Genomic DNA, 18,065 nt, shown 5'->3' on the forward strand with positions numbered 1-18,065 from the left:
GAGGTTTGTGGGCACGCGCCCCTTCGGACCGAAGGTGCGTCCCCAAAAATTGATATCTAGGCACCTTGCCCTCCGAAGCGGGACGCACATGCCGATGCAGCGAGCGAGGGGGCAAAGTGCCGACCGTCCGCAGCCAGAAGTTGGCGCACGCGTTCGCATCGCGGTGGACCTCGGCTCCCAGACGCTCCGCGCAAACATCAGATCGCGAGCGGAGCGACGCGAGCCGTCGTGTGTGTCTTGGCCGCGACTTGTCGTATGGAGTGGACAAGACACACACGACGGCTCGTGGCGATCCGCCCGTCTTGTGGAATCGCCAGGTTACCCGCGCAAAGTCCCGTCGGGTTCACGCTCCAGCATCCACAGCCCGCCCCAGAGCTTGAGGTCGAGCTCGTAGCCTTCGCGCTGCTTCGCAAGCAACCACGCAGCCGCCTCCTTGCGAGGCACCGCGTGCACGATGATGTCCTCGCCATCGACGCCACCGCCATGGCCGGTCTTCACCAGACCTTCGGCGCGCACGAACGCAATGCGCTCGTTGCTCATGCCCGCCGACGTCGGCCCGATCAGCAACACCTGCACGCGCGAGGGACGCCAACCGGTTTCTTCTTCGAGTTCGCGGATCGCCGCAGCTTCGAGCGTGTCGTCATCGGATTGATCGCCGACGAGCCCAGCCGGCATCTCGATCGTCTTCGCGCCCAAAGGAACACGGTATTGCTCGACGAACAACACCTCGTCATCCGGCGTCGCGGCGATGATGATCACCGCCATGCCCTTGCCATGCGTGCGCTCGCACGATTCCCAATGACCACGGCGCACCAGGCGCAACCACTGGCCTTCGTGGAGAACGTGCGGGGTCAGGTCTTCGTTGGGGTCCATGGGCCCGATGCTAGCCCGCAATCGTGGCAGCCGTCTGCACGCCGGCCGCTTCGTGGAGACGACGACGCGTGAGGGGGCCGAAGCGGAGTGCATCGCAGAGGGCGACCAACGATTCGGCATCGCCACGGCCGCGCGGGAAGTCCGTCGTCGATTCCAACGGTGCGTCGAGTGCGATGGTGGTGAGCCTGCGCCACAGCAAGGCCTGCTCGCGATTCTCGCGCAGCTTCGCCGCGATGCCGGCCGCGCCGCGCACGCGCAGGAACGGCACCTCCTCCACGCGCGCCAGCAGCGCATCGAGGCTGCCGAAATGCGCAAGCAACACCGCCGCGGTCTTCGGCCCCACGCCCGGCACGCCCGGGATGTTGTCGACGGCATCGCCTGTGAGGGCGAGATAGTCGGCGATCTGGTGCGCGTCCACGCCGTGGCGGGCCTTCACGCCGGCGCTGGTCCAGCGCTGGCCGCGTGCGAAGTCCCATTGTTCGTCTGGGCCGACCAGCAACTGCGAGAGGTCCTTGTCGGCGGACACGATGACGCCGCGATGGCCATGTGCGCGCGCGGTATGCAGGGCGCTGCCGATCAGGTCGTCGGCTTCGTAGTCGCCGTGCGCGAGCACGGGCAGGCCGAGTGCGATGCACAGCGCCTTGCAATGCACGAACTGGCGCTTGAGCTCTTCCGGCGCGGATTCGCGGTTGGCCTTGTAGGCGGGGTAGAGCGTGTTGCGGAAGCAGGAGTCCAGGGCTTCGTCGAAGGCCACCGCGATGTGGCGCGGGCGTTCCTTCTCCAGCAGCTCGAGCAGGAAGCGCGCGAAGCCGTGGACGGCGTTGGTCGGCCAGCCGTCGGTGTCGTGGAATTCGTTCGGCATCGAATGCCAGGCGCGGAAGACGTACATGCTCGCGTCGACGAGGTAGAGCGTCGGTTGCGGGCGCGCGGGCAGGTTCATGCGGGGGTCCAGTCGGTGAGCAGGGCGCGCGGGTCGGGGCGCTCGCGCTCGGGGGCGTCGAGTTTCGGCGTGCCGATGTGGAGGAAGCCGACGACGCATTCCTCTTCGCCCACGCCAAGCATGCGCAGGATCGGGGTGTCGTAGGCCGGCCAGCCCGTCAGCCATTGCGCGCCGAAGCCGCAGGCCTGCGCGGCCTGCAGCAGCGCAAAGCACACGCACGAGGCGGCGCTGAAGCGTTCGGAGGCGGGGATCTTCTCGTCGGGGCCCAGTTTCGCAATGACTGCGATCACCAGCGGCGCGTGGGAGAAGCGCAGTCGGTCCTTTTCGATCGCAGCGTCGCCCGCGTTCGGATCGCGTTCCAGGGCGCGCGCCACCAGGCGTTCGCCGAGCACTTGGCGCGCGTCGCCGCGGATCCGCAGGAAGCGGAAGGGCACGCGCTTGCCGTGGTCGGGCACGCGCACGGCGGCCGCCAGCATGCGGTCGAGGGTGGCTTCGTCGGGGGCCGGTTCACCCAATTGCTTGGCGGGAACCGACCGTCGGCTGTTCAGCATTTGCAGTTCGTCGGACAGATCGGGTTCGGAGCGGGACATGGTTCACAGATCAGAAAAGTCGGGGATTGATTGACACACAGCGGCACTATGCTGCCGCTCAGTGTCGCATTTGGTCACATGACGTCGCGATCGGGGAGCATGGAGATGTCAGGGAATCCGTTCGGTCATCCCTTGGGGCTCGGCGAGCAGGAACGCGCCAACCCTGTCGGTGTCCTGGAAGAAATGAAGCGACTGGCCGTCGAACAGCTCGGCGGCGTGCCCAGCGCATTGTACGCACCGGTCGGCGAAGCCCTCGACGACATCGCGCGTCGTGCCGGCCTGTCGCAGATCCGGCGCAGCGACCACATCGCGCTGATCAACCTGCGCCAGCGCAATGCCGGTTACGTCATGCGCTTCCGGCAGCAGATCGCGCAGGGCTTCGAGGACTTCCGCGCCTCGCGCGTGCGTCCCCGCGGCCAGGGGCACGCCCCACTGGGCCTGGTCCAGGAAGGCGAGCTCGATTTCCACTTCGGCGGCCAGAAGCTCGTCGAGGACCTCGGCCAGCGGTATGCCCGCCAGCTCGAAATGCTGGACGGTCGCCTGGAAGCCCTGGCCATCGAACTCGGCGTGCCGACCGGTTCCAACCCGCTGGGCGCCAGCCGCCTGGCCGGTGCGTTCCTGGCGACCTACCACGATGCGGACCTGTCGGACACGCTGCGTCCGCTGATCTTCCGCCAATACGAACTCGAACTCTCGCGTGTGCTCGGCGACCTCTATGGCCGCATGAACACCCTGCTCGCGGCCGCCGGTTACGGCGTGAAGTCCGCGGCGGGCACGACGGCGAAGCCGCCGGTCGACGCCACGCAATACCAGCCCGCCTCGCATTCCCCCGCTGCCGAGGACGTCGATGCCATGGAGCGGTTCGGTGAACTGCGCCAGATGCTGCACACCTGGCGCGAAGGCAGCATCCCCGCGCGTCCCGTGCCGAAGGATCGCGCACCGTCGGGTCCGCACATCGCGCCGCGCCGCGAACTGCGCACCGCCGAAGTGGTGAGCGTCGCCTCGCTCCTGCAGCGCGACGGACCGGAACCGTATGCGCGTGCGCTGGCCGGTGCCGGCAGCCTCTCCGACGCGATCCGCGAGCAGTTGACCGATGGCGCGCGCCGCCTCGGCCTCGATCCGGACCAGACCGAGCTCGGCCCGCAGGAAAACGACGCGATCGATCTCGTCGGCCTGCTGTTCGAATCGCTGTTCCAGACCCACGCGATGCTCGACCGCGCGCGCCGCGTGTATGCGCGCCTGGTGCTGCCGTATGTCCGCGTCGCGCTGAACGACGATGGCATCTTCATGCGTCGCGATCATCCTGCGCGCCGCCTGTTCGACGTCATCACCGAAGCCTGCGAAGGCAACGATGGTTCGACGCCGCAGGATCGCGAACTGCTGGAGCGCGCCGCCGGCGTCGCCCAGCGCATCGTGGCCGACTACAACGAAGACCTCGAGATCTTCGCGGTGTGCACCGCGGAACTCGAATCGCTGCTCGAACAGCAGCGCAAGCGCGTGGACGTGCTGGAAAAGCGTGCCGCCGAATCGGTGCACGGCAAGGAACGCCTGCTGCAGGCCCGCCTGCAGGCCGGTGCCGCGCTCCAGTTGCGCCTGGCCAAGGCACCGCTCACGCAGACCGTCGCCGATTTCCTGGTCGAGCACTGGCAGCACCACCTGGTGCAGACACTGCTGCGCGAAGGCCGCGAATCGCCGAAGCATGCGGACGTGCTCGCGCTGGCCGATGCGCTGGTCGCGGTGGACGGCATCGCGGCGCAGGGCCGCGGCCGCGTCGTCGCCGATCGCCTCATCGCGTTGCAGCCTGCCATCACCGAATGCCTGGTCGCCTGCGGCCTGGACGAACACGGTGCCCACGATTGGCTGGCCGGCGTGGTGCGTGCACTTGCGCAGCCGGACCTCCCCCGCTCGCTGCGCAAGCTGCCGCCGCCGGTCGTGGCGGACGACGAAACCGACCAGGGTCCGCTGCGCGTCGTCGGCGGCCATGCCGGCCTCGACTTCGATCCGCAGATCGCCGCGCGCATGAAGCTCCTCGCCCCGGGCGAATGGCTGCGCTTGCTGGACGCGCAGGGCGAACACGTAGCCGCCAAGGTCGCGTGGATCAGCCCGCTCAGCGGCCGCTTCCTGCTGGTGAACCGCCGCGGCGTCCGCGTGCTGGTCGCATCGGCCGAACAGTTGGCGGCGCTGGTCGCCGAAGGCCGCCTGGTCGTCGGCACCGAGCAGGCGCCGTTCGACGAAGCGATGCGCCAGATGCGCAATCGCCTGGGTCGCGCCGTCGGCCAGAACTGACGCCCACGCGCGTCGGGCCACGGTCGCGCGTTAGGATGCGGCCGGGCCCACAGGAAATCACCGAATGGCGGTCACGATCGGGATCGCGCGGGAAACCGCGCCGGGCGAACGGCGCGTCGCGCTCACGCCGGAAACGTGCAAGAAGTTCATCAAGGCCGGGGCGCAGGTCCGCGTCGAACGCGGCGCGGGCACCGCGGCCGGACTGACCGATGCGGCCTATGCCGAAGCAGGTGCGCAGATCGTCGACGACGCGGATGCCGCGCTCGGCGATGCCGATCTCGTCGCCTGCGTGCAATCGCCCGACGCGTCGCGCATCGCGCGCCTGAAACCCGGCGCCGTGCTCGTGGGCCTGCTGCAACCGCAGGCCGACGTGGCGCGCGGCGAGGCGATCACCGCGCATGGCGTGGTCGCATTCCCGCTCGAACGCCTTCCGCGCACCACGCGTGCGCAGGCCATGGACGTGCTCAGCTCGCAGGCGGGCATGGCCGGTTACAAGGCGACGCTGATCGCCGCGCAACTCGCGCCGCGCTTCTTCCCGATGCTGACCACCGCCGCGGGCACCATCCGTCCTTCGCGCGTGCTCATCGTCGGTGCGGGCGTCGCGGGCCTGCAGGCCATCGCGACGGCCAAGCGCCTGGGCGCGCAGGTCGAAGGCTTCGACGTGCGCCCGGAAACGCGCGAACAGATCGAGTCGCTCGGCGGCAAGTTCCTCGACCTCGGCGTGAGCGCCGCGGGCGAGGGCGGTTACGCGCGCCAGCTCACGGAGGAGGAACGCGCCGAACAGCAGCGTCGCCTCGCCGAACACCTGAAGAACATCGACGTGGTGGTGTGCACCGCGGCCGTGCCCGGTCGTCCCGCGCCGAAGATCCTGACGGCCGCGATGGTCGCGGGCATGCGGCCCGGCAGCGTCATCGTGGATCTCGCTGCGGAAACCGGCGGCAACTGCGAACTCACGCAGCGCGGCGAAACCATCGACAGCAACGGCGTGATCATCAGCGGCCCGCTGGACCTGGCCAGCATGGGCGCGCTGCACGCGAGCGAGATGTATGCGCGCAACGTCTTCAACTTTGCGTCCTTGCTGGTGAAGGACGGCGCGCTGACCTTCGACTGGGGCGACGAGTTGCTCGCGCGCACCGTGTGGCCGGAGCGCGCGGCAGGCTGAGCCGCGCGCGTTATTGCGGCTTCGTGCTCGGCGGCACGGGGTGCGCGTCGAGCCAGGCCTTGCGTTCGTCCGGCGTCATCGAGCGCCACTGGTCGTGCAGCGCGCGACGCTGGTCCGGATCCATCGTGCGCATCTGTTCGAACAGCGCCTTGGCGTGTTCGCGCTGTTCCGGCGAGAGGTTGTCCCAGCGGCGCATGCCGTCGTGCGCGGCGCGGCGCTGTTCCGGCGTCATCGTGCGCCATTCGCGTGCATGGGCGAGCATGCGCTGGCGCTTGTCGGCGTCGGCGGTGTTCCAGCGATCGCGCAGCGGGGCGATGAGCGTTTCGCGATCTGCGGCGGACAGCTGATCCCAGGCTGCCGGCGCGGGCTGCGTGGGCGCAGCCGGTGCAGGCTTCTGCTGCGCGAAGGCCGGTAGTGCGATCAGCGCCAGCGCGAGGAGCGAAGGCGTGAAGAGCGAAAGGCGGATCATCGTCGTCACTCCATGGCCAGGGTGGCGCCGTCGGACGCCAGCCACACGTACAGGTCGGGGGATTCGTCGAGCGAGGCGTAGTCGGTGCTCGCAGCATCGCCGCTCGCGGCGGTGGCATGGGCGAGCACGGCGGAGACGGACGGGGCGGGCAAGGTGGTCGCGACCTGCGGCGTCGAAGGCGACTCCGACGTGCGGAAGTGCATGCCGATCACGATCACGCCGACCGCGGCGGCCGCGGCCAGGGGCAAGGCGAAGCGCCAGGCGCGCGAGCCTTCGCGCTTGCCTGCCGATGCGCTGCGACGCCGCTGCTGCAACTGCGCACGCACGCGCGAGGACACATGTTCGAGCGACTGCGCATGGACTGCGCGGATCGCTTCATCAAAATGCTTGTTGGCAGCCGGATCTTCGGTGCTCATCGGAATTCCTCCAGCTTCGCCTGCAAGGTCTCGCGGGCGCGGAACAAATGGGTCTTGACCGAACCTTCGCTGCAGCCCATCACGCGCGCGGTCGTCGCGACGTCGAGCTGTTCCAGCACGCGCAACGTGAAGGCTTCACGCTGGCGGGCGGGCAGGGCGGCCAGTGCAGCGGCGATGCGCGCATAGGCCTCCCGGTTTTCGTGGCTGCGCGCGGGGTCGCTGCCGGGGTGCACCGAGGGCGCGACTTCGGTCCAGTCGATCGCGTCTTCGTCCTCGTGCGCCATCTGCGGGCGCAGCCAGCGCAGTCGGAACGTGCGCCGCCGCTGCACGTCGATGACGCGGCTGCGCAGGATGCTCCAGAACAGCGGCGTCCATTCCGCCGCCGGCCGGTCGCGGTAGCCGAGCATCTTCAGCATCGCGTCCTGGACGGCGTCCAGCGCATCCTCGCGATGGCGCAGGCCGAGCTCGGCGAAGCGGAACGCGCGCGGGCCGATCCCGTCGAGGAAGGCGTCCAGCGTCGAGGGCCCCACGCCCGCCAGGGACGATGCGGCTTCCAGCGCTGGGCTGGCCTGCGGCGGGGCGTCGGTGTCGGTCACGCGCTGGAGCATAGCCGGGAGGAACGCGTCCCCGCGGCCCGGGTTGACCGCCCGCCCGCAGGATTCATCAATCGTTATGATGCGGGGACACGACTTCAGGGACGGGCGCATGGCGGACGGGTTCGTGGTGCTCTACATCTTCATGCTGGCGGCCATCGCGGGCCACGTGATCATTTCCCGGGTCCCGGTGATCCTGCACACGCCCCTGATGTCGGGCTCCAACTTCATCCACGGCATCGTGCTCATCGGTGCGATGGTGGTGCTCGGGCACGCCGACACCACGCTGGAGAAGGCCATCGGCTTCGTCGCGGTGCTGCTCGGCGCCGGCAACGCCGCCGGCGGCTACGTGGTGACCGAACGCATGCTCGAAATGTTCAAGTCGAGCCGCAAGCCGGGGGCGAAGTCGTGATGCCGGCGAACATCGCGGTCCTCATCGCCGCCACCAGTTACTTCGTCGCCGCCACGCTGTTCCTGCTGGGCCTGCAGCGCATGGCCTCGCCGGTCACCGCGCGCAGCGGCATCCAGTGGGCGGGCATCGGCATGGTGCTCGCGACCGTCGCAACCTTCGTGTTGCCCGGGCTGCAGAACATGGCGCTGATCGTCGTCGCGCTCGTCATCGGCGTCGCCGGTGCCTGGGTGTGGGGCAAGAAGGTCGCCATCACCGACATGCCGCAGATGGTCGCGCTGTTCAACGGCATGGGCGGTGGTTCGGCCGCGGCGATCGGTGCGGTGGAACTGCTGCGGCTCAATGGCGGGATGGAGCAGGCTTCGACCCTGCACGTCGGCCTCGCCGTCGTCGGTGCGTTGATCGGCGCGGTCTCGCTCACCGGTTCGGTGATCGCGTGGGCGAAGCTCGACGGGCGCATGGACAAGCGCTACACCTTCCCCGCGCAACAGGCGGTCAATGCCCTGGTGTTCGTCGCCGCCGTGGTGCTCGGCGCGATCGCCGTGTACGCCTTGGTGACGCCGGGTGCGATGACCTTGCAGGCGACGACGGTAGCAATAGTCGCGTTCTTCGCCGCCGCGCTCCTGCTCGGCGTGCTCATGACCCTGCCCATCGGTGGCGCGGACATGCCCGTCGTCATCTCGCTCTACAACGCGTTCACCGGCCTGGCCGTCGCCTTCGAAGGCTACGTGCTCGGCAACCAGGCGCTGATCATCGCCGGCACCATGGTCGGCGCGGCCGGCATGTTGCTCACGCGCCTGATGGCCAAGGCGATGAACCGCAAGATCACCAACGTGCTGTTCTCCAACTTCGGGGGCGGTGGCCAGTCGGCGCAGGAAATCGCGGGGACGCAGAAGCCGATCGAAGCCGGTGATGTCGCCGCGATGATGGCCTTCGCCGAACGCGTGGTGATCGTGCCCGGCTACGGCATGGCCGTCGCGCAGGCGCAGCACAAGATCTGGGAACTCACGCAACGGCTGATGGAGCGGGGCGTGAAGGTGAAGTTCGCGATCCATCCGGTCGCGGGCCGCATGCCCGGCCACATGAACGTGCTGCTCGCCGAAGCCGGCGTGCCCTACGACCTCATCGCCGACATGGACGACATCAACCCCGAGTTCCCCAATACCGACGTCTCGCTGGTCATCGGCGCGAACGACGTGGTGAACCCGGTGGCGAAGACCGATCCGGCCTCACCGATCTACGGAATGCCGATCCTCGACGTGAACCAGAGCAAGCACACCATCGTGATCAAGCGCGGCAAGGGCACGGGGTTTGCGGGCATCGAGAATGCACTCTTCTACGCCGACAACACCCGCATGCTCTACGGCGACGGCGCGGAGATGGCGAGCGCGCTGGTGAGCGAGCTGAAGGCGCTGGACGGCGGCGGTCACTGAAGCCGTAGCGCACGCCGCGCGAAGAACGCGCAGGCGATGCCGATGAGCACGTGCACCACGAGACTCGCCATCGCCCAGGCCAGGTGGAACTTCGATGGCCCGCCTGCGGCCGAGAGCGGCACCACGACGTAGGTCATCACGCAGTAAAGGAAGAACCCGTACAGCGCGCCCCAGCGCCACGGCTCCCGAACCAGCGTCGGCAGCCGCGTCGAAACCAGCGCGTACGCCAGCACGAAGCACGTGGCGATGAAGTAATGCGCAATGCCGCCGATGGCGGCGCTGCGCAAGCCGCCTTCGAAACTCGCTTCGCCCAACAGCCCCGATCCGATCGACTGGAAGATGCGGATCGGCGGCACGTGGGCGGCGATGGCCCACCACGTGCAGGCGAAGACGAGATCGAAGGTGCCCACCGCGACCCCGCCCATGAGCACGTGGGGAAGACGGAGCCGCGGTGGGGAGAACGTCGTTGCATTCATGGCAGGCACAAGGTTCCCGTGACGGAGGTGGTGACGATGCCCGGCACGCGCACGCCGTTGACGAAGAAGTCGCCCGTGGCGCCCGCATACTCCCCGGTGCCTTCGACGACGTGCTGGTGCGCGGTCACCATGTTCGGCACGTTCATGCCGGTTTCGCGCATCGAGATCGTGCCGGTGGGCAGGCGGTACTGGAACGGGCCGCTGTAGGGCAACGAACCCGGCGAGGTCGGCAGCGCGGTGCCCACGCTGTCGGCCTTGAAGTGCGTGGTGCCGCGCAGGCCGTGGTTGCCGTCGACCACGCCGAGGAAGCAGAAGGACTCACCGGCGTCGCAGCCTTCGGTCACGCGCATCTCGACCATGTCGGCGTGGATGGATTTGCAGTTGTCCGCGTGCGCGCCCAGCGAGAGCGAAGCGAGCGGCAAGGCGAGCAACAAGGAACGGACAAGCGTCATGTCGATCTCCCGATCCGGCGGTGGGGTCGCCGGTGGAAGGCATGCTCGTGAGGGGATCGGTCGCACGCGAGCGCCGCTTGCGTGCAACGTGATGGAACCAATCAGCGCAAAGCGGTCCGTGCGCGTGCGATCGCCGCGCAGCCCAGGCCGATGCCTGCGTACGCTGCCAGGCACGCGATCGTCCACGACAAGGGTGCTTGCGTCGGCAGCGAGGCCGCGGAGAAATTCGGCAACACGACTTTGAACAACAGCGCGTACATCACGAGGCCATAGGCGATGCCGGCGATCAACACGTGCGCGTGCAGTCGCGGCCAGCGCGTCGTCAACCGCAAGTAACCGGCGACCATCGCGGAGACGATGGCGGCATACAACGCAAGCCCGGCGAGTGCGGTCGCGATGCCACCGGCGCGCGCTTCCTGCGAGCCCAGCACCCAACCGGCAATGCCCTGCGCGATGCGGATCGGCGGCAGGCCGCTGTGCAGCGACCAATACAGCGCCGCGAAGGCCAGGTCCGCGAACCCGAGCGCGATACCGCCGCCGGCGACCCAGGCCCAGGCGGGGAGCGGGCGTGCCACGGGCCGCGGATGGGCGTTGGCATGGGCGAGCACGTGCATCGGAACCTCCGGGCAGCGCAGGATTGGCCTCATCAAACGCCCGCGGATTGGCACTGGCAAGGGCCAATCGAGGTGGGCGGAATAGGGCCAATCGCTGCAGCCCCTGGAGAGACGCGATGCACCTGCAACTCGATGGCCGCGGGCCGCTGCATGCCCAGCTCACCCGCGCGCTGAAGGTCGCGCTGGCGCACGGCCGCGCCGGGCAAGGCGCCAAACTGCCGCCGACCCGCGCTCTGGCCCGCGACCTGGGGCTGTCGCGCAACACCGTGCTCACCGCCTACGAGCAATTGCGCGCGGAAGGGTTCATGGAAGCGCGCGTGGGTTCGGGCAGCTTCGTGACCTCGCCGCTGCTGGCCGAAGCGGCGAACGACGCGCAACCCATGGTCGCGCCGCCCCAGACGGCCTATGCGCGACGGGCCCGCGAGATCCACGATCCCGCATGGTTGGGCCGCAGCCAGCCGGCCGGGATCCGCTATTCCTTCCAATACGGCCTGCCGCTGGTGAATCCCGCGCTGACCACCGCGTGGGCGCGCGAACTCGCGCGCGCGGCGGCCTACACCGCGCCCAACTATCCGGATGCACAAGGCTTGCCCGCCTTGCGCGAAGCGATCTGCGATTACCTGGCGCGCCGCCGCGGCGTGCAGGCCGCGCCCGAGGATGTGCTGATCGTGTCGGGCACGCAGCAGGCGGTGTCCTTGTCGGCGCGCGTCCTGCTCGAGCCCGGCGACCTTGCGGTGGTGGAAGAACCGCAGTATTTCGCGCTGCGCCAGATCCTGCAGATCCACGGCGCGCGCGTGCATGGTGTGGATGTCGACAACGACGGCCTGCTGCCCGACCGCATGCCGAAGGAATCGCCGCGCATGGTGTGCGTGACGCCCTCGCACCAGTTCCCGAGCGGCGCCGTGCTGTCGCTGCAACGTCGCCTGGAGTTGCTGCAGTACGCGCGTCGCCACGACACCTGGATCCTCGAGGACGACTACGACGGCGAATTCCGCTACGACAGCAAACCGCTCGCGGCGCTGCGTTCGCTCGATCGCGACGGACGCGTGCTGTATGTCGGCACGTTCTCGAAAACCTTGTTCCCGTCCTTGCGCCTGGGTTACGTGGTCATGCCCACCGCGCTGCGCCGCGATCTCGTGACCGCGAAGTGGGCGCAGGACTTCGGCAGCTCAGCGATCGAACAAGCTGCGCTCGCGCACTTCATGCAATCCGGCGGATTCGAACGCCACCTGCGGCGCAGTGCGCGCACGCTGTTGGAGCGTCGCGCAGCCTTGCTCGAAGGCCTGCATGCCATCAGCCAGGGGCGCCTGGAGATCGCCGACTCGCACGCCGGGATGCACCTGGTGGTGTGGCTGCGCGGGAAGAAGAACGCCGACCTCGATGCGATCCTCGCGTTTGCGCAGCGCCTCGGCCTCGGCTTGCACACAATCCGGCCGCATTACCTGCGCACGCCGGAACGCGCGGGATTGTTGATGGGGTATTGCGGCCTGTCCGTTGCGCAGATCCGCGAAGCGATGCCCTTGTTCGCGCGCGTGCTAGACGCGGCGCACGCCTAGCGCGAGGCGAAGGCCGCCACGACAAGACCGAGGAAGAGCATCGCCAGGTCGGTCGTCGTATTCGCCAGCGCACTGAGGGTCCACGCCAGCGAAGGCCCCAGGCGCATCGCGGTTTCGACGAAGCCCATGCCCATCATCCCGGCCAGGTGCGCGGACACGATGCCCCAGTGCGCGAGCGCGATCGCCGCTGCGGCGGCGCACACGCCCGCCGCCATCCGCAGGCCGCCGCGCGGGGCGCCCGCCAGCCGGAGCAGCCAGGCCGCATCGAGCCCGGCGACCAGCGACATCCAGGCGCACTGCGAGCCCGTGACCATCGAGACCGCCACCCAGGCCGCGGCCACGCCGGTGCTCCCCAGCAGGAGGAGGAGGACGGCGAACCACGGAAACGAGCGGCCATCCTGCGGCACGCCGGGTGGCATCGGGGGCTGCGACATCGGGGGCTCCCTGCGGGGTCGCACAGCATACCGGGGCCCGTGCCCGTAAAATGCGCGGACTTGCGACGCTACGCGCGCGCCCCCACTTCCCACGCATGTATTCCCGCAGCAGCGAACCCGTCCGCTTCGAACGCGATTGCGACGTCGTCCTCGTCCCGCAGGGCGAGGCCGTGACCTTGCCCGCGGGCAGCATCGGCTACATCACCCAGGCCCTCGGTGGCAGTTACACCGTGTTCGTCGAAGGCAACCTGTTCCGCGTCGCGGGCAAGGATGCGGACGCGATCGGCAAGGAACCGCCGGAGCCGCTCGAGTTGTCGGCCGGCGCCAGCGACGAAGAAGTCGAGAAGCTGGTGTGGAAGCAGTTGCGCACGTGCTTCGACCCCGAGATCCCGATCAACGTCGTCGACCTCGGCCTGGTGTACGAGGCGTCGGTGAAGAAGCGCGAGGACGGCACGCGTGAAGTCGAAGTGCGCATGACGCTCACGGCGCCTGCGTGCGGCATGGGCGACATCCTCGTCGACGACGTGCGCAGCAAGCTGGAACTGATTCCGACGGTGACCGAAGCCGACGTCGAACTCGTGTTCGACCCGCCATGGAACCGCATGATGATGTCCGAGGCCGCGCGCCTCGAAACCGGGATGCTTTAAGTCTCTTCGAACCGGTTTGCGTGCACGTTCTTGCGCACCTTGTGGATGTCCCACACCCGCCCGTTCATCGCGATGTAGACACCCGGCGGCAGGCATTGCACCGCGCCCACCGCCGTGCCGACATTGAATTCCGCATCCGACCCGCGGAAGCGCGCGGGACTCAGCGCGCCCGTGAGCACGATGGTGCGATCGGTCAGCGATTCGAGCACGAGCGCGGTTTCCACCATCGTGTCGGTGCCGTGCGTCACCAGCACGTGCTTGGCAGGCTGCGCGGCGATCGTGGCGCGGATCAACTCGCGGTCTTCGGCCGTGATGTGCAGCGAATCCTTGCGGATGATCGGGATCACGTTGAACTGGAAGGCGACGCCGAGTTCGCGGAGGATCCCGCCGATCTGCGGCTCGCCGATCTGGTAGTCCGACTTGTCGTCGAAGTAGATCTTGTCGATCGTGCCGCCGGTGGTGACGATGCAGAGCTGGTCCATGGGCGCGGATTATAAGTGCGCTAGCGCTTCGCGCCGAAGCGGGCCCGAAGGCCCGGCAGGCTGACGGCCAGCACGATCAGCAGCGACAGCGCGATTTCGATCAGGGCCAGCTCGCGTTCAAGCGGGCGCGACCAGGCCACCATCACGCCATGGGAGAACCACGCCAGCGCGAACAGGCCGGCCCAGAACGCGGGCTTCTGCCCGCCGTTCCAACCGAATGCCGCGAGCAGGAGCGGCGGGCCGCAGAAGATCGCGATCGCATGCCACCCCTCGTGGCCGAACCAGAAGGCAAACAGCGCGGCCAGGCCAAACAGGCCGGCCAGCATCAGGCGCGTGGTCAGGGTCATGCGAGCTTCCTGGCGAGGGTGGAGACGCGGCGGCCGAGTGCGCGCGCGAGTTGGGCTTCTTCTTCGCTCGGGCGCGGATCGTCCTGCATCCCGGCGTGGTGGCTCGCGCCGTAGGGCGTGCCGCCCGTGCGCGTCGTGTTGAGGCCCGGCTCGGTGTAGGGCAGGCCGGTGATCACGCAACCGTGGTGCAGCAAGGGCAGCATCATCGACAGCAGCGTGGCTTCCTGTCCGCCGTGCAACGTGGCGGTGGAGGTGAACACCGCCGCAGGCTTGCCCACCAGCGTGCCGCTCGCCCATTCCGCACCGAGGCCGTCGATGAAGTGCTTGAGCGGCGCGGCCATGATCCCGAAGCGCGTCGGGCTGCCGAGCACGAGGCCGGCGCATTCGGCGAGGTCGCTGCGTTGCACGTAGGGCGCGCCTTCGTCAGGCACGGGCGGTGCTGCCGTTTCGGTGACCGGCGCGACCGGCGGCACGCAGCGCAGGCGCGCGACCATGCCCTCGACTTCCTCGACGCCGCGCGCCACCTGGCGCGCCAGGCGTGCGACGGATCCGCCGCGGCTGTAATACAGGACGAGTACTTCGGGCATGCAACACCTCCGGCCGCGCAGGATACCCGTAGACAGGCCTTGGGTTAGGCTTTGCCGGATGGAGCCCCTGGACACCGTCAATCGCTGGCTGGCACACATGCGCGATCGCCATCGCGTGGCCACCTTCCTGCGCTACCTGTGGAAGCGCTTCCTGGACGACAACCTGTTCCAGGCCGCGGGCGCGCTGTCGTACACCACGGTGTTCGCGCTGGTGCCGCTGTCGATGGTGGTGTTCGGCGTGCTGTCGGCCTTTCCCGTGTTCGATCGCTGGAGCGACCAGCTCAGCGACTACGTGTTCTCCAACTTCGTCCCCAGTTCGGCGCGCGCGGTGGAAACCTACCTGCGCCAGTTCTCGCTCAATGCCGGGCAGCTCACTGCCGCGGGCATCGTGGCGCTGGTGTTCTCGCTGCTGGTCACGCTCAACAGCGTGGAGACGACGTTCAACCGCATCTGGCGCGTGCCGACGGCGCGGCCGAAGGTGGCGCGTTTCCTGGTGTACTGGACGGTGTTCACCTTGGGCGCGCTCGTGGCGGCGACCAGCCTGGCCTTGTCCACGCGTTTTTTTGCGATGGCGATCTTCGAAACCGAGCCGGGGCAGTGGCTCGAGAACACGATGGTGCGCCTGACGCCGTTCACCATCGAGCTCATTTCCTTCGCGGCCGTGTTCAAGGTGGTCCCGCATCGCACGGTGCTGTGGCGCCATGCCTTCGGCGGGGCCTTGCTGGCCGCGTTGCTGTTCGAAGGCGGGAAGTGGTCGCTCGCGTTCTTCATCGGCGGCTTCAGCAGTTACGGCAAGGTGTACGGCACGCTCGCGTTCGCGCCGATCTTCCTGGTGTGGATCTACCTTGGTTGGACGGCCATCCTGCTCGGCGCTTCGTTCGCCGCATCGATGTCCGCGTTCCGCTACCAGCCGGTGTCGATGCGCCTGCCGCCGGGCTACGAGTTCTACGGGCTGCTGCGCCTGCTGGGGCGCTTCGCGCAGGCGCGCGCGAAGGGACTCGGCCTGCACAGCCAGGACATCCACCACATGGAACCGATGCTCACCGACGCGCTCGTGCAGCAGATGCTCTCGCAGCTGAGCAGCATCGGCCTGGTGAGCCGCGCCGAAAGCGGCGAGTGGCTGCTCGCGCGCGACCTGGATACCCTCACCGTCGGCGAGTTGTACGAAGCCTGCCAACTGCGCGTGCCCATTGCCGAGGCGCACCTGCCTTGCCGCGACGATCCGCTGGGCCAGGCAGCCGCGCAGGCCCTGGATGAATTGCGCCTGCCGCTGCGCGAACTGCTCAAGCGACGCGTCTCGTCGATCTACGAACACCTGGAGTAATGCAAATGCGTTCCCGCCTGTCCCCCGTCGCACTCGCGTGCGTGCTCGCCTTGTCGGCTTGCAACGCGCCGAAGCCGCCTGCCAACGAAAGCACCACGCCTGCCGCCGCTGCAACGCCGCCCAAGGCCGCCGAAGCCGCGCCTTCGGCCACGCAGGATTTCCCCACACTGGCCATCGATACCGTCGATGGCAAGCGCTTCGACCTCGCCCAACATCGCGGCAAGTGGGTCGTCGTGAATTTCTGGGCAACGTGGTGCTCGCCGTGCCTGAAGGAAATGCCGGCGCTGTCCGCGCTCGACACGATGCGCGAACACATCGACGTCGTCGGCCTGGCCTACGAGGACACGACGCTCAAGGAAATGCAGGCCTTCCTGAAAAAGCACCCGGTGTCGTATCCAATCGCGCTCGTCGATGTGTATTCGCCGCCGAAGGATTTCGAAACACCTGCAGGCCTGCCGACGACCTGGCTGATCGCGCCGGACGGCAAGGTGACCAAGCGCTTCATCGGCCCGGTGGAAGTGCACGACATCGAAGCGGCGATCGCCGCCGCCGGCGGGCCGAAGCCAGGCGCCGGCTGACATGGCCGCCGCGCGCTTCTTCGTCGGTGGGCACGTGCAGGGCGTGTTCTTCCGTGCGTCCACCCGCGAGCAGGCGCTGCACCTGGGATTGCGCGGTTATGCGCGCAACCTGCACGACGGGCGGGTGGAAGTGCTCGCGGTCGGCGACGTGCAGGCGGTGGAACGCCTGGGCGAATGGTTGAAGGAAGGGCCGCCGCGTGCGCGCGTGGAGCACCTGGAACGCATCGCGGCGGACGACGACGAAGCCGGTCCGACGTTCGAAACCGCCTAGGTCTCGAACGGCGCGATCGGTTGCAGCACGCCGTAGCGTTCCTGCTTCGGCTTGCCCTTCAGCTTCGGGAACGTGAATTTCTTTTCCGGCACGTGCGTGTCGGGGATGCGGGAGAGCAGGTCGCGGATCAGCGTGAGGCGGCCACGGCGCTGGTCGTTGAAGTCGACCAGCGTCCACGGCGCGTGTTCGGTGTGCGTGGCGCGCAACATGTCTTCGCGCGCCTTCGTGTAGTCGGCGTAGTGCGCGCGCGCGGCGATGTCGATGGGCGAGAGCTTCCAGCGCTTGAGCGGATCGGCCTCGCGTTCGGCGAATCGCTGTTCCTGTTCAACCTGGTCGCAGCACAGCCAATACTTGAACAGCAGGATGCCGTCGTCGACGAGTTGCTTCTCGAAGATCGGGGCCTGCACGAGGAATTGCTTCACCTGCGCGGGCGTGGCGAAGCCCATCACCCGCTCCACGCCGGCGCGGTTGTACCAGCTGCGATCGAACAGCACGGTCTCGCCGGCGGCAGGCAGCCACGGCACGTAGCGCTGGAAATACCACTGCGTCTGTTCGCGTTCGTTGGGCTTCTGCAGTGCAGCGACCCGGCAACTGCGCGGGTTCATGTGCATGCGGATCGCATCGATGGTGCCGCCCTTGCCGGCGGTGTCGCGGCCTTCGACCACCACGACCAGGCGCTTGCCATTCGCCTGCAGCCAACGCTCCATCGCCACGAGCTCGAGCTGCAACGGCTCGAGCGCGGCTTCGTAATCCTTGCGCTTGAGTGTCTTCATTTCTTCCTCGGCGCGCGACGCGTGGCAGGTTTGTCGGCGAGGCCGCGCGCGATTTCCAGCAGCGCGCCCTGTTGACGCGTGCTCATCAATCGGTACGCAGCGAGCAGCTCGTGTTCGCCCTGGGTACGCGCCGGATCGAGCGTGTTGGCCAGTTCGGCGAGCAATGCGCCCGCGGGCACGCCCAGCGTACGGGCGAGGGCATCGAGTTGTTGCTTGCCCGGCATCTTCTCGCCGCGCATCCACGCCGACACGGTCTCCACGCCCGCGCGCGGAATGGCGGTGGCGAGGTCGGTGGCGGTCATGCCGCGGGCCTTGGCGAGCAATCGCAACGTGGTGGCGAGCGGCATCGGGCG

At 68.3% G+C, this 18,065-nt stretch carries 24 protein-coding genes; 9 read left to right on the plus strand and 15 right to left on the minus strand.

Annotation, left to right across the window (positions count from 1 at the left end; genetic code table 11):
* Positions 1–318 precede the first annotated feature (318 nt).
* From LVB87_RS07405 to LVB87_RS07415, 3 genes are read right to left on the minus strand one after another with little or no spacing between them, the layout of a single operon-like run.
* Complete coding sequence (locus LVB87_RS07405; protein WP_232900288.1) at positions 319–873, minus strand: NUDIX hydrolase; 555 nt, start codon at positions 871–873, stop codon at positions 319–321.
* Between the two features lie 10 nt (positions 874–883).
* On the minus strand, positions 884–1,813 hold the full coding sequence (locus LVB87_RS07410) for a 5'-3' exonuclease H3TH domain-containing protein (RefSeq protein WP_232900289.1): 930 nt from the start codon (positions 1,811–1,813) through the stop codon (positions 884–886).
* The gene (locus LVB87_RS07415; protein WP_232900290.1) at positions 1,810–2,403 is read right to left on the minus strand and encodes a nitroreductase; all 594 of its coding nucleotides are present in this window, start codon (positions 2,401–2,403) and stop codon (positions 1,810–1,812) included. Before LVB87_RS07415 ends, LVB87_RS07410 begins: the two co-directional genes overlap by 4 nt.
* Positions 2,404–2,508: 105 nt before the next feature.
* Here LVB87_RS07415 and LVB87_RS07420 point away from each other — a divergent pair, with 105 nt between their 5' ends.
* Together LVB87_RS07420 and LVB87_RS07425 are read left to right on the plus strand one after the other, a co-directional pair.
* Positions 2,509–4,689 (plus strand): DUF1631 family protein, encoded by a 2,181-nt coding sequence (locus tag LVB87_RS07420; protein WP_232900292.1) that lies wholly within the window; start codon positions 2,509–2,511, stop codon positions 4,687–4,689.
* 64 nt (positions 4,690–4,753) lie between these two features.
* Positions 4,754–5,851 carry an NAD(P) transhydrogenase subunit alpha gene (locus LVB87_RS07425; protein WP_232900293.1) on the plus strand — a complete coding sequence of 366 codons (1,098 nt, stop codon included), beginning with the start codon at positions 4,754–4,756 and terminating at the stop codon, positions 5,849–5,851.
* Positions 5,852–5,861: 10 nt separating this feature from the next.
* On the opposite strand, the gene LVB87_RS07430 is transcribed toward LVB87_RS07425, so the two are convergent.
* From LVB87_RS07430 to LVB87_RS07440, 3 genes are read right to left on the minus strand one after another with little or no spacing between them, the layout of a single operon-like run.
* Positions 5,862–6,320: a DUF3106 domain-containing protein gene (locus tag LVB87_RS07430; protein ID WP_232900295.1), complete on the minus strand. Its 459-nt coding sequence runs from the start codon at positions 6,318–6,320 to the stop codon at positions 5,862–5,864.
* 5 nt (positions 6,321–6,325) lie between these two features.
* Complete coding sequence (locus LVB87_RS07435; RefSeq protein ID WP_232900297.1) at positions 6,326–6,736, minus strand: hypothetical protein; 411 nt, start codon at positions 6,734–6,736, stop codon at positions 6,326–6,328.
* Complete coding sequence (locus LVB87_RS07440; protein WP_232900510.1) at positions 6,733–7,293, minus strand: RNA polymerase sigma factor; 561 nt, start codon at positions 7,291–7,293, stop codon at positions 6,733–6,735. The genes LVB87_RS07435 and LVB87_RS07440 overlap by 4 nt, the downstream gene beginning before the upstream one ends.
* Positions 7,294–7,441: 148 nt before the next feature.
* On the opposite strand from LVB87_RS07440, the gene LVB87_RS07445 reads away from it, so the two are divergent.
* Together LVB87_RS07445 and LVB87_RS07450 are read left to right on the plus strand one after the other, a co-directional pair.
* On the plus strand, positions 7,442–7,741 hold the full coding sequence (locus LVB87_RS07445; RefSeq protein WP_232900299.1) for an NAD(P) transhydrogenase subunit alpha: 300 nt from the start codon (positions 7,442–7,444) through the stop codon (positions 7,739–7,741).
* The gene (locus LVB87_RS07450) at positions 7,741–9,171 is read left to right on the plus strand and encodes an NAD(P)(+) transhydrogenase (Re/Si-specific) subunit beta (RefSeq protein WP_232900301.1); all 1,431 of its coding nucleotides are present in this window, start codon (positions 7,741–7,743) and stop codon (positions 9,169–9,171) included. Before LVB87_RS07445 ends, LVB87_RS07450 begins: the two co-directional genes overlap by 1 nt.
* Here the strand turns inward: LVB87_RS07450 and LVB87_RS07455 are convergent.
* The 3 genes from LVB87_RS07455 to LVB87_RS07465 all read right to left on the minus strand — a co-directional run bounded on the left by LVB87_RS07455 (position 9,165) and on the right by LVB87_RS07465 (position 10,713).
* Entirely contained in the window at positions 9,165–9,647 is a 483-nt protein-coding gene (locus LVB87_RS07455; protein ID WP_232900302.1) for a hypothetical protein, read from the minus strand. The two genes, LVB87_RS07450 and LVB87_RS07455, sit on opposite strands and share 7 nt — an antisense overlap.
* Positions 9,644–10,099 (minus strand): hypothetical protein, encoded by a 456-nt coding sequence (locus tag LVB87_RS07460; RefSeq protein WP_232900304.1) that lies wholly within the window; start codon positions 10,097–10,099, stop codon positions 9,644–9,646. The genes LVB87_RS07455 and LVB87_RS07460 overlap by 4 nt, the downstream gene beginning before the upstream one ends.
* 101 nt (positions 10,100–10,200) lie before the next feature.
* Positions 10,201–10,713, minus strand: a complete 513-nt coding sequence (locus LVB87_RS07465; RefSeq protein ID WP_232900305.1) for a hypothetical protein — start codon at positions 10,711–10,713, stop codon at positions 10,201–10,203.
* A gap of 116 nt (positions 10,714–10,829) precedes the next feature.
* Between LVB87_RS07465 and LVB87_RS07470 the strand changes: the two genes are divergently transcribed.
* Complete coding sequence (locus LVB87_RS07470) at positions 10,830–12,269, plus strand: PLP-dependent aminotransferase family protein (protein ID WP_232900306.1); 1,440 nt, start codon at positions 10,830–10,832, stop codon at positions 12,267–12,269.
* Here LVB87_RS07470 and LVB87_RS07475 read toward each other — a convergent pair.
* The gene (locus tag LVB87_RS07475) at positions 12,266–12,703 is read right to left on the minus strand and encodes a hypothetical protein (RefSeq protein ID WP_232900308.1); all 438 of its coding nucleotides are present in this window, start codon (positions 12,701–12,703) and stop codon (positions 12,266–12,268) included. The two genes, LVB87_RS07470 and LVB87_RS07475, sit on opposite strands and share 4 nt — an antisense overlap.
* Before the next feature lie 95 nt (positions 12,704–12,798).
* Between LVB87_RS07475 and sufT the strand changes: the two genes are divergently transcribed.
* A complete protein-coding gene (sufT, locus tag LVB87_RS07480) occupies positions 12,799–13,350 on the plus strand; it encodes a putative Fe-S cluster assembly protein SufT (RefSeq protein WP_232900310.1) in 552 nt (183 codons plus the stop codon).
* Here the strand turns inward: sufT and LVB87_RS07485 are convergent.
* From LVB87_RS07485 to wrbA, 3 genes are read right to left on the minus strand one after another with little or no spacing between them, the layout of a single operon-like run.
* Positions 13,347–13,832 carry an asparaginase domain-containing protein gene (locus LVB87_RS07485; RefSeq protein ID WP_232900311.1) on the minus strand — a complete coding sequence of 162 codons (486 nt, stop codon included), beginning with the start codon at positions 13,830–13,832 and terminating at the stop codon, positions 13,347–13,349. The two genes, sufT and LVB87_RS07485, sit on opposite strands and share 4 nt — an antisense overlap.
* A gap of 20 nt (positions 13,833–13,852) precedes the next feature.
* Positions 13,853–14,179 carry a DUF2069 domain-containing protein gene (locus LVB87_RS07490; protein ID WP_232900313.1) on the minus strand — a complete coding sequence of 109 codons (327 nt, stop codon included), beginning with the start codon at positions 14,177–14,179 and terminating at the stop codon, positions 13,853–13,855.
* Entirely contained in the window at positions 14,176–14,766 is a 591-nt protein-coding gene (gene wrbA / locus LVB87_RS07495) for an NAD(P)H:quinone oxidoreductase (protein ID WP_232900314.1), read from the minus strand. Before wrbA ends, LVB87_RS07490 begins: the two co-directional genes overlap by 4 nt.
* A 58-nt stretch (positions 14,767–14,824) precedes the next feature.
* Between wrbA and LVB87_RS07500 the strand changes: the two genes are divergently transcribed.
* Genes LVB87_RS07500 through yccX form a run of 3 tightly spaced genes read left to right on the plus strand, consistent with a single transcriptional unit; the run spans position 14,825 to position 16,939 of the window.
* Positions 14,825–16,090 carry a YihY family inner membrane protein gene (locus tag LVB87_RS07500; RefSeq protein ID WP_232900316.1) on the plus strand — a complete coding sequence of 422 codons (1,266 nt, stop codon included), beginning with the start codon at positions 14,825–14,827 and terminating at the stop codon, positions 16,088–16,090.
* Positions 16,090–16,668 carry a redoxin family protein gene (locus LVB87_RS07505; protein WP_343223420.1) on the plus strand — a complete coding sequence of 193 codons (579 nt, stop codon included), beginning with the start codon at positions 16,090–16,092 and terminating at the stop codon, positions 16,666–16,668. The genes LVB87_RS07500 and LVB87_RS07505 overlap by 1 nt, the downstream gene beginning before the upstream one ends.
* 1 nt (position 16,669) lies before the next feature.
* Positions 16,670–16,939, plus strand: coding sequence for an acylphosphatase (gene yccX, locus LVB87_RS07510; RefSeq protein ID WP_232900317.1), 270 nt, complete (start codon positions 16,670–16,672; stop codon positions 16,937–16,939).
* Here the strand turns inward: yccX and ppk2 are convergent.
* Positions 16,936–17,712, minus strand: a complete 777-nt coding sequence (gene ppk2, locus LVB87_RS07515) for a polyphosphate kinase 2 (protein WP_232900319.1) — start codon at positions 17,710–17,712, stop codon at positions 16,936–16,938. The genes yccX and ppk2 overlap by 4 nt on opposite strands.
* A complete protein-coding gene (locus LVB87_RS07520) occupies positions 17,709–18,059 on the minus strand; it encodes a helix-turn-helix domain-containing protein (protein ID WP_232900321.1) in 351 nt (116 codons plus the stop codon). The genes ppk2 and LVB87_RS07520 overlap by 4 nt, the downstream gene beginning before the upstream one ends.
* Positions 18,060–18,065 lie beyond the last annotated feature (6 nt).

It is taken from the genome of Lysobacter sp. KIS68-7 (assembly GCF_021284745.1).
GTDB lineage: Bacteria > Pseudomonadota > Gammaproteobacteria > Xanthomonadales > Xanthomonadaceae > Noviluteimonas.